At 35.5% G+C, this 10,579-nt stretch carries 11 protein-coding genes; 10 read left to right on the top strand and 1 reads right to left on the bottom strand.

Features of this window, described 5'->3' with window-relative positions:
* Positions 1–64: 64 nt before the first annotated feature.
* Complete coding sequence (locus HMPREF0072_RS00365; protein WP_004826650.1) at positions 65–748, bottom strand: AzlC family ABC transporter permease; 684 nt, start codon at positions 746–748, stop codon at positions 65–67.
* Between the two features lie 208 nt (positions 749–956).
* Here HMPREF0072_RS00365 and HMPREF0072_RS00360 point away from each other — a divergent pair, with 208 nt between their 5' ends.
* The 10 genes from HMPREF0072_RS00360 to HMPREF0072_RS00315 all read left to right on the top strand — a co-directional run bounded on the left by HMPREF0072_RS00360 (position 957) and on the right by HMPREF0072_RS00315 (position 10,548).
* Positions 957–2,327, top strand: a complete 1,371-nt coding sequence (locus HMPREF0072_RS00360) for an NAD(P)/FAD-dependent oxidoreductase (RefSeq protein WP_037327871.1) — start codon at positions 957–959, stop codon at positions 2,325–2,327.
* Positions 2,327–3,148, top strand: coding sequence for an alpha/beta hydrolase family protein (locus HMPREF0072_RS00355; protein ID WP_004826643.1), 822 nt, complete (start codon positions 2,327–2,329; stop codon positions 3,146–3,148). Before HMPREF0072_RS00360 ends, HMPREF0072_RS00355 begins: the two co-directional genes overlap by 1 nt.
* A 69-nt stretch (positions 3,149–3,217) precedes the next feature.
* Positions 3,218–4,339 (top strand): THUMP domain-containing class I SAM-dependent RNA methyltransferase, encoded by a 1,122-nt coding sequence (locus tag HMPREF0072_RS00350; protein WP_004826642.1) that lies wholly within the window; start codon positions 3,218–3,220, stop codon positions 4,337–4,339.
* Positions 4,320–5,765 carry a L,D-transpeptidase family protein gene (locus tag HMPREF0072_RS00345; RefSeq protein ID WP_004826639.1) on the top strand — a complete coding sequence of 482 codons (1,446 nt, stop codon included), beginning with the start codon at positions 4,320–4,322 and terminating at the stop codon, positions 5,763–5,765. The genes HMPREF0072_RS00350 and HMPREF0072_RS00345 overlap by 20 nt, the downstream gene beginning before the upstream one ends.
* Before the next feature lie 8 nt (positions 5,766–5,773).
* Positions 5,774–6,598 (top strand): energy-coupling factor transporter ATPase, encoded by an 825-nt coding sequence (locus HMPREF0072_RS00340; RefSeq protein WP_004826638.1) that lies wholly within the window; start codon positions 5,774–5,776, stop codon positions 6,596–6,598.
* The gene (locus HMPREF0072_RS00335; RefSeq protein WP_004826636.1) at positions 6,595–7,452 is read left to right on the top strand and encodes an energy-coupling factor transporter ATPase; all 858 of its coding nucleotides are present in this window, start codon (positions 6,595–6,597) and stop codon (positions 7,450–7,452) included. The genes HMPREF0072_RS00340 and HMPREF0072_RS00335 overlap by 4 nt, the downstream gene beginning before the upstream one ends.
* On the top strand, positions 7,445–8,239 hold the full coding sequence (locus tag HMPREF0072_RS00330; protein ID WP_004826635.1) for an energy-coupling factor transporter transmembrane component T family protein: 795 nt from the start codon (positions 7,445–7,447) through the stop codon (positions 8,237–8,239). The genes HMPREF0072_RS00335 and HMPREF0072_RS00330 overlap by 8 nt, the downstream gene beginning before the upstream one ends.
* Positions 8,236–8,976 (top strand): tRNA pseudouridine(38-40) synthase TruA, encoded by a 741-nt coding sequence (gene truA, locus HMPREF0072_RS00325; protein WP_004826632.1) that lies wholly within the window; start codon positions 8,236–8,238, stop codon positions 8,974–8,976. The genes HMPREF0072_RS00330 and truA overlap by 4 nt, the downstream gene beginning before the upstream one ends.
* Positions 8,973–9,365 (top strand): hypothetical protein, encoded by a 393-nt coding sequence (locus tag HMPREF0072_RS00320; RefSeq protein WP_039930905.1) that lies wholly within the window; start codon positions 8,973–8,975, stop codon positions 9,363–9,365. Before truA ends, HMPREF0072_RS00320 begins: the two co-directional genes overlap by 4 nt.
* Positions 9,355–10,548 carry a DUF4097 family beta strand repeat-containing protein gene (locus HMPREF0072_RS00315; protein ID WP_004826628.1) on the top strand — a complete coding sequence of 398 codons (1,194 nt, stop codon included), beginning with the start codon at positions 9,355–9,357 and terminating at the stop codon, positions 10,546–10,548. Before HMPREF0072_RS00320 ends, HMPREF0072_RS00315 begins: the two co-directional genes overlap by 11 nt.
* Positions 10,549–10,579: the final 31 nt, after the last annotated feature.

Below are 10,579 nucleotides of genomic sequence, written 5' to 3'. Positions count from 1 at the left end.
CAAAAAAGGAGTTGACCTAATTAAAAAAGTTGTAAGGGATGATAAAAATATCATTATAAGTACTCTAGTCATTTTTCACCTCGATTTTATCTTTGAAACCATAAAGGCTTAGGGCTATTAGAAGTAGGGCTGGGATCATGAAATTGCCTGGCTTAAATATTAAAAGCGATGCAATAGCAATAGCTAGCCCGACTTTAAGTGGCTTATGGTTTGGTGTAGAGAAATATTGTTCAACCAATAGCACTAGGAAAAGGGCGGTTAAGACAAAGTCCATACCCATGGTATTGAAGTTAATCATTCCGCCAAGGATGGCACCAAGGTAGGAAGAAAAAATCCAAATCAAGTAGTTTATTATTCCTATGGCAAGGTAAAAATCAGCTTTGTTTACATCCTCTGGTGGTTTGACTGCTGTATCAATAGCAAAGGTTTCATCAGATAAGGTTAAGATAAAAAGAAATTTACTTCTTGAATTTTTGTAGTCTTTTAGAAGGCTTACCCCGTAAAACATCATCCTAATATTAACCGATAAGGTAAGAATGATAATTGCAATGAAAGAAATATCGGATTTTAGGAGAGGGAGGATTACAAATTGCATACTGCCAGCATACATGGTCATCGACATAAGGGGAGCGAAAAGAGGATTGTAACCAGCTTGGCTGACCATTATGCCATAAGTTATTCCCAAAAACAAATAACCGATTATTACGGGTATAGTATAGGGGAAGGCTTTTTTAAATGCTTTTTTCATAGGACTTCCTTTCTTAGTGAAAGCTTGTAGGCTGTGTAAAATTTTTATTTTTTACTTATCACTTACAAGTGATTCATTAAATTACATATATTTTAACATATATTTTCAAAAAGTAAAGGATAGTTTGAAATTAGGCATTTAACTTGTATAATATAGCAGGTTAAATTAGAAAAATGTGCCTGACTTTTATAAAATAGATGGGGGAATTATGAAAAATTATGATATTATAGCAGTTGGAGCAGGGGCTGCTGGTGCATTTCTTGCTTATGAACTTACAAAGTTAGAGACAAAGAAAAAGGTCCTTATTATAGATGGGGGACGCAGGGTTGAAAATAGAACTTGCCCTATCACAGATGGTAAGGTTGACCATTGTATAGGATGTAAACCATGTAATATCATGTATGGTTTTGGTGGTGCAGGTACTCTTTCAGATGGCAAGTATAATATCACAACTAATTTTGGTGGTGATCTTCATCGTTATGTTGGTGAGAAAAAAGCCATGGAGCTTATGGAATATGTTGATAGTGTCCTAATGAGTTTTGATGGTGGGGACGACTTGGAATTATATAGTACAGATAAAAATGACCTAAAGACTAAGTGTCTACGTCATGACCTTCACCTCTTAGATGCAAAGGTTCGCCATTTTGGAACTGATAGAAATAAAATCATCCTACATAGGATGTATGAATATGTGAAAGATAAAATTGATTTTGAATTTTCAACCATGGTAGAAGATGTTGATTATGAAAATGGCAAGTACATAGTTAAGACTGATAAGGGCGGAGAATTTTCTGCAGATGACTTGGTTTTGGCTGCAGGCAGGTCTGGATCTAAGTGGATTGGTGATGTTTGTGATAAGTTTGGTATAAAGTCTAAAAGAAATAGGGTTGATATAGGTCTTAGGATAGAAGTGCCAGCTGAAGTTTTTAAGCACATCACTGATGATGTTTATGAAGCAAAGATAATGTATCAAACTAAACAATATAACGACATTGTAAGGACTTTCTGCATGAATCCTTATGGCCATGTTGTAACAGAAAACACCAATGGTATCCTAACTGTAAACGGACATTCATTCACAGATCCAAAACTCCAATCAGAAAATACCAACTTTGCCCTCCTAGTAACTAATAGGTTTACCGAACCATTTGAAGACTCAAATGAATATGGTGAATCCATAGCAAGACTTTCAAATATGCTTGGTGGTGGGGTATTGATGCAAAGATTTGGTGACCTTGTTAAGGGTCGTCGTTCTTCAGATAGGAGAATGGAAAAATCTTTTACCAAGCCAACCATGAAGGCAACACCAGGAGACCTCTCACTTGTAATGCCAAAAAGACAACTTGATGATATAATCGAGATGATTTACCAACTAGATAAGATTGCCCCAGGTATGGCAAATGATGATACACTCTTATATGGAATCGAAGTTAAATTTTATAACTCAGAAATAGAAGTTGATGAAAAATTCGAGTCAAAACACAAGGGCCTATATTGTGTTGGCGATGGTTCTGGTGCGACCCACTCCCTATCCCAGGCTTCTGCTTGTGGAATTGAGGTAGCGAGGATTTTAGCTTAATGAAATACTTTTATTCACAAATAACTAAGGAAGATGGTATTGTCATGAGGGGTGTGGTTAATACTCCTGATGACTTTGATGAAAATAAAAAATATCCAACTGTAATAATTTTTCACGGTTTTGGTGGCGACAGGAATGGCAGTGTAAATTTTAGGATAAACCATGCCAAGTACCTAACAGAAAGAGGTTTTGTTGTCTTTAGGTTCGATTTTTCAGGCTCTGGAGAGTCTGACGGTAGTTTTTATGATATGACTGTAAGTCGTGAAGAAAAAGAACTAGAAATGATCCATGACTTTGCCAAGATGAAATATTATGTGGACAAGGACAGGCTATATTGGATCGGTCATTCCCTTGGTGGAGTCCTTTCTAGCCTTATGGCCTATAAATTAAAACCCAAGGCTATGGTACTTTTGGCTCCTGCTAGCGATATGAATAATAAAGATTATTTGAAGGTCATGGCAAAGACTGTTTTTGAAGGAGAAGTTTCAGGCAAAACCAAGATAGAAAGCAACATGCCATATGAAAGCTTAATTTCAAAAGTTAAAGAAGCGGATATAGGCGGAGTTAAAATTCATATAAATTTCCTAATAGATTTTATTTTAAAAGACATATATGGGTCAGCAAGCAAATATGATGGCAATGTTTTAATTATAAGGGGTACAGATGATACTTTAGTTTTTAGAGATTCTAACGAAAAGCTAAGGGACGCTTTTAAAAATGCCAGCTACTATGAAATCGAAGGGGCAGACCACTCTTTTACCAACGAAGATTACAGAAAAAATCTTTATGAAAAATCATTTGAATTTTTAAATGAAAATTAATTGCCACGAAAGTGGCTTTTCATTTGTAAAAAAAGATGAAAAGAGTCAAAAATCTGTTATAATACAAGTATGGAAAAAATACTAATTAGTACAAGCTTTGGTCTTGAAAGCCTAGTGAAATTTCAACTAAAAGATTTAGGCTATAAGGATTTCAAGGTGAGTGATGGATTGATTAGCTTGGAAGGCGACTTATCCGACTTAGCAAAATTAAATATCAACCTAAGACATGCTGACAGGGTTTACTTAGAACTTGCTAGCTTCAAGGCTATGGACTTTGAGGAACTTTTTGAAAATGTCAAAAAAATTTCCTGGCAAGATATATTAAACGAAGATAGCAATTTTATAGTCAATGCGAGAACTTACAAGTCAAAATTATTTTCTTTAAGGTCTATCCAGTCTATAAGCGAAAAGGCAATTATTGACAAGCTTAAAGTTTATTACAAGAAGTCTTTTTTCGAAAAAAAGGCCGAAAGAGTAAATATAGAAATCATGATTGAAAATAACTTGGTCAGGGTTTGCCTAGACACATCTGGTGAAGGTCTCCACAAAAGGGGCTACAGGGAGAACAGTGTGAAGGCACCCCTTAGAGAAAATCTTGCAGCAGCCCTTGTCGACCTTTCTTTTTATAACCCAGATAGGTTTTTGTTTGATGGATTTTGTGGCTCGGGCACAATACTGATAGAAGCTGCAAGGATAGCAAGAAATATTGCACCAGGTATAGATAGGGACTTTGATTTTACAAGTTTTAAATTTATTAATCCAAAGTTTTTTAAGGATGCCAAGAAAGAGGCGATGGATAAAATCGACTATTCCAAGAAATTAAACATCCTGGGCTCTGATATATCGGGTAGGGCCATAAGCCTAGCCAAACAAAACGCCATAAATGCGGGCGTTGAGGAAGATATTTCTTTTATAACCAGGGATTTTGGATCAGTTGCAATCTCTAATGACTATGGTGTTTTCATCTCGAATCCACCCTACGGGCTTAGGTTATCTGATACAGATTTATCTGAGATTTATAAAAAAATCAATCATAAACTGGCAGGTCTGGATACTTGGTCCTTATATTTTATAACAGCGGATGATAAATTTGATAGGCAGTTTAAGAGAGTTTTATCCAAGAAAAGAAAATTATATAATGGTGGCCAAAAGGTAGACTTCTACCAATATTTTGGCAAGAGACCAGAGTGAGGAGGACGTCATAACAGAAGTAAATAACAAAAAGAAATCCAGGACCCTAACCCTCGTATTTCTTGTAATAATAGCACTTTATTTAATAGTTACAGTAATATTTAGTTTTATAGCCCTACCAAATACAAAAGTAAACGGCAGGGATATTTCCTTTGCCTCAAAGGATGAGGCCCTAAAAAAACCGGCTGAACCTTTTACAATTGAAATTGTTGGAAGGGATGAGAGAAAGGCAAGTCTTGATTTAAAAGATTTTGACTACAGCGCGAGCATACCGGAGTCAGCCTCAATTGATCAGAATCCTTTTAAATGGCCATTAGCCTTTGCAAACATAGCCAGTGATGATTTTCATTTTGACTATAATGTTAAGTATGATGAAGAAAAGTTAGAAAAAAACCTAAAGGGACAAGCCTTGTTAGACAAGGTAAAAGAACCTGAAAATGCAAGACTTAAATATGAAAATGGAGCCTTCAAAATAATTCCAGAAGTCATGGGCAATAAGATTGACTTTGGCAAGTTGAGCAAAAAAATCAAGGATGCCATCTATAGTCATAAGGAAGAAGTAGTTCTTAAAGATGATGATTATATAAATCCTACAGTTAAAAATAATTCTAAGGAACTTGCCGCCCTCTTAGAAGATGGTAAAACCATAGAAAAAATGAAAATTGGTTTTAACTTTAACGGCTTTGATATAAAACTTGAAGGCGAAAAGTTTATGGAAATGTTTGATACCGATAAGGGTAGTTTTGAGCTTAACTATGACAAGCTTACAAAGTTTGTTGATGAAGTAGCCGACAAGACAGACACCTATGGTAAAAAAAGGACTTTTAATGCAACAGGTATAGGCAAGATTACAGTTAATCCTGGCGTTTATGGTTTTGTTTTAGATGTACCAGCTACAGTCGATGAGATATACCAACTTGTGAATACAAGAAAATCGGGAGATATAGAACCGGTTTATGAAAGAACTGGTTTTAGAAGAGAAGCTGATGGTTCTGACTTGGGTTCTACCTATATCGAAGTAGACCTTTCTCGTCAGTATATGTGGTACTACCAAGACGGCCAAGTTGTTTTAGAAACTCCAATTGTTTCAGGTCTACCAAACACTACTAAGTGGGCAACAAATGTTGGCGTGGGTTCAATCCTTGAAAAAGCAAGCAATAAAACCTTGAGAGGTGATGGCTTTGATGGATCAAGATATGAAACTCCTGTTAAATATTGGATGCCAATAGGTTGGGACGGCGAAGGTTTCCACGATGCTCCATGGAGAGGTGCTTTTGGTGGTGCAATTTATTTTTCAAATGGTAGCCACGGTTGCCTAAATATGCCACCAGCTATGGCAAAAAAATTATTTGACCTTGCTCCACATGGCACACCAGTAGTAGTTTATGAATCAAGTACACATTACAGCCCAGCAATGAGTTATTAGGAATAAAAATGATAAAAATAAAAAATTTAACCTATACCTATCCTGGTATAGACGAGGATAGCGAGGGTAAAACTGCCCTTTGTGATGTATCAATAGATATAAATAAGGGAGACTTTGTTGCCATTTTAGGCCATAACGGATCTGGCAAGTCTACCCTCGGAAAACTTTTAAATGCTCAGATCAAACCGACCATGGGAGAAATCCTTGTTGATGACATATCAAGCTCTGACGAAGGAAGTGAGTGGGATATTAGAAAAAAATGTTCCATGGTATTTCAAAATCCTGACAACCAAATGGTAGCAACTACTGTTGAAGAAGAAGTAGCCTTTGGTCCGGAAAATCTAAGAGTACAACACCCTGAGTTAAGAAAAAGGGTTGATAAGGCCATAGACCAAGTAGGAATGAGTGCCTATAAGCATAGAAATCCTTCAAACCTATCAGGTGGACAAAAACAAAGAGTATCAATAGCAGGTGTAATCGCCATGCTTTCTGACTATATAATTTTTGATGAGCCTACAGCCATGCTAGATCCTCAAGGTAGAAAAGATGTAATTAGTCTTATACAAAGTTTAAATAAGGACTACAACAAGACTATAATTTACATCACCCACTATATGGAAGAGGCTGTTCTTGCCGATAAAATCGTAGTTTTAGATAGGGGTAAAAAGGCTCTTGAGGGCAGTAGCAGGGAAGTTTTTTCCCAAGTCAAAAAGATGAAAGATTTAGGTCTTACAGTTCCCCAAGTTACAGAAGTAGCCTACGGTCTTAGCCAAAAGGGAATAAAATTTGACAGGCTTCCTTTGACTGTCGAGGAGTTTTTAGAAAGCTTATGAAAATAGAAATAAAAAACGTTGACTATATCTATAACCAGGGCCTGCCCAACGAGGTCTATGCTCTTAAGGATATAAATTTAGAAATAAATAGCAGGGAAATAATAGGTCTTATCGGTCAAACAGGATCAGGAAAATCAACCTTAGTCCAACTTTTAAATGGCCTTTTAATTCCTACAAATGGTGATGTTATCATTGATGGAATAAACTCTAAGGATAAGTCTAAGAGAAAGGCTGCCAGATTTAAGGTGGGCCTAGTTTTCCAATATCCAGAAAACCAATTGTTTGAAGAAACTATAGCTAAGGATATTGCCTTTGGTCCCAAAAATATGGGTCTTAAGGAAGATGAAATCCACGCTAGAGTGAAGGCTGCCATGGAAAAAGTTGGCCTTGACTATGAAACTTATAAGGATGTTTCTCCTTTTGAAATATCTGGTGGTCAGCAAAGAAGAGTTGCTGTTGCAGGAATTTTATCCATGAACCCAAAAGTCTTGGTCCTAGATGAATTAACAGCAGGTCTTGACCCAATAGGTCGTGAGGAAATTTTTAAGGAACTTATGAAAATTTATGAGGCAGATGATGAACTAACTATTGTCCTTGTTAGCCACTCTATGGAAGATGTGGCAGAATATGTGGATAGGGTAATAGTTATGAATGGTGGCGAAGTTTATTCTGATAAGTCTACCTTTGACACTTTTACATCTGTTGACCTTGATACCATAGGCCTTGATGTGCCACAAATAACTAAGTTTATGAGAGCTTACAAAAAGAAAAATCCAGATGTGGATGATAAAATCTACACCGTTGATGGTGCGATTGAAGAATTATACAAGCACTTAGGAGGAAAAAATGACTAACATAACTATAGGTCAGTACCTTCCTTTTGATAGTTTTATCCATAAGCTAGACCCAAGGGTCAAAATCATTGGGGTATTTTTATATATTATTACAATATTTTTTGTAAAGGACTTTATTACTTATATTCCTTTCATAGTGCTTTTAATTACAGTCTTGGCAATAGCGAAGATTCCTTTTAAGGCAATAATAAAATCGCTAAAGCCCTTGATTTTTATAATAGTGCTTACAGGTGTGATAAACTTGGTGACAACACCAGGTAAGGCAATTTTTAGTATTTGGAAGTTTTCTATTACAGAAGAAGGTATTTATAGGACTGCCTTTACAATATTAAGGCTAGTATTGATAATCCTTTCAACATCTGTACTTACTTATACAACAAGCCCGATGGAATTAACCTATGGTCTTGAGAAACTTTTCTCACCATTAAAGAAATTTGGATTTCCTGCAGGTGAGCTTGCCATGATGATTTCAATTTCATTAAGGTTTATCCCAACTCTTTTCGATGAAGCCAACAAGATTAAGATGGCACAGATGGCAAGGGGAGCTGATTTTGAATCAGGAAATGTCATAGACAGGGCGGTATCCATGATTCCACTCTTGGTGCCACTTTTTATCAATGCCCTAAAAAGGTCAGGCGATTTGGCAACAGCCATGGAAGCTAGGCTTTATAGGATTGGTGAAGAAAGAACTAAACTTAATGAGATTTATATGCACAGGTCTGATTGGATATCAATAATTGGTTTTACAATCTTTTGTGCTATCATAATTGTTTTATACTTCCTATGATCAAAAATGTTTTGTTAAAACTTGCTTTTGATGGTAGGGACTTTAAGGGCTACCAATATCAGATAGACCAAAGAAGTGTTGAGGAAGAATTAAGAAAAGCTATTAAGGAAGTGACAGGCGAAGATAATAGGATAATAGCTTGTGGGAGGACAGATGCAGGAGTCCACGCTAGGAGTTTTTATATAAATTTTCTAACAGCCTGCGATGTAAATCCTAAGGGTTTTGCCTACCATATCCAACCCCACTTGCCAGATGATATCTTAGCTCTTTCTTCAAAAGAAGTTGGACTTGATTTTCATGCAAGATTTTCTTGCAAGTCCAAAACTTATAAGTATATAATTAACCAGGAAAAAAATCCTCATCCTATCTATAGGTCCTATATGGAAAATATCACCTATAGGCTCGACTATGACAAATTAGATGAAGGTCTTGAAATTTTAAAGGGTGATCACGATTTTAGACTCTTTATGAAGGAAGATAAAAATATCGACATCAACACTAATAGAAGGATTGATGATTGTTATTTTAAAAGGGGAGAGACTAGGCTAGAGCTTTATTTTAAGGCAGAATCCTTCCTCCACAACCAGGTGAGGATTATGACAGGAAGCCTAATAGAACTAGCGAGGGGAAAACTTAGCCTTGATGATTTCAAAGCTTATTTTGATCCGGCAACAAAAAAAAGAGCAAACCCAGCCCTAAGTCCGGTTGGCCTATATTTGTGGGAGGTAGAATATTGATTATTATAGATGTAATTAAGGAGCTTAAGGCCCTTTTAATAATGATATTTTGTGTTCTATCAGTATTTTTTGTCAGAAAAGCTGATATGACAATTCTCCTTGCTGTAATCTCGGTTTTTCTTTTCCTAACCAGTCTTTACATTAGGGCCAACGATTTAATCATAAGTAAAAATATTTTTTACATATTAATTGCAAGTTTGAATGTATTTACTATGTTTTTTGTGATACAATATTTAATACAAGGAGAAATAACAACCGAGCTTTTAGAAAAGGTCTTTGCTGTTTTTATGGGGCAAGATCAGACACTTTTTTATATCAAATGGCTATTTTTCCTAACATCAGGACTTATTATTTTAGAAAAACTAGGTGGTGGCAAGAGTGGACGATAAAAAAATCAAGATTGACGAAGAATTGATTGAAGATAAAAATGAAAATAAAGAAGAAAAACCAAATGAAACAAAAAAAATAGACCTTCCAAAGATGTTGGAATCTATAAATAAGAGGTATCTGATTTTTGGACTTGTAGGTTTAGTTTTAATAGGCTTGGTTATTTTTAAAATTTCGTCAAAGAAAAATGCTTCAATCCAAAATGTGGCTACTACTAGCCAAATCGACGAAAATTCTTACAACCAATCTAGGATAATGAGGGTAGACCTAAACAAAATCAAGTCAATTGACTTTGACCTAGGCTCATCCGATGTAAGAATTCAAAGATCAAATACAAATCCTTATATCGAATATACAGAATTGTTTAGGGGTGATGATAACTCCTATAAGCTAGATGTAAGTTTTGAAGAAGGGGTTCTAAAGTTAAAAAGCAAGGTTAAAGGCAAGCAACTTTACATGAAGGATAAAATTCCTATAGTGAGGATTTTCCTACCTAGTGAAGGTGGTATTGAGGAGATTAAGGGTTCTATTACTGCAGGTGATGTCAAAATCGACGACCTTGAAGTTAAAAACTTTGACCTTAGGATAGTAAGTGGAAATATCAGCCTTAATAATGGCTACTTCCAAGGGTCTATAAGAAATGAATCTGGATCAATCAACCTAACAAAAAGTGAGTTATTAAATACTAAGCTTACAACAGTTACAGGTGATATTAATATAAAGGAATCAAAACTTGGCAATAGACTTGATTTCACTACTTCAACGGGAAATATCATAATAGACGCCAAAGATACTATAGATAATTATAATGTAAATGCCTACCTGGATGTCGGAAATTTTGTTTTGGGAAATATTTCCTATAGGAATATAACAGACGGCTACCTATCTGATAACAAGGCGAAAAACAATATCAATCTTAGGACAAAAATTGGTGATATAGTCTTTAACAGGGGTGAGGGAGCAAAAATCGAAAACGAAGAATACCTCACAAAGACCAGCAAGGTTAAAGACGAAGAAGACAATGCCCTTGAGAAAAATATTGATAGGACCGAAAAAGAAAATAAGAAACGCAAAAAGAAAAAGAAAGAAACAGATCAAGATTCTCTAGAAAATCAAAATGAAGAGTCTAATGATAACGAAGACCAAGATTTAGAAAAAAATTCAGAAGAGGAAGAAAATAATTAAGTCCTAGGGCTTAATTATTTTTTTGTAAGTT

This window comes from Anaerococcus lactolyticus ATCC 51172, from assembly GCF_000156575.1.
Classification (GTDB): domain Bacteria; phylum Bacillota; class Clostridia; order Tissierellales; family Peptoniphilaceae; genus Anaerococcus; species Anaerococcus lactolyticus.
Note: the sequence above shows the minus strand (reverse complement) of the source record. Positions and strands in the feature narration are given on the sequence as shown.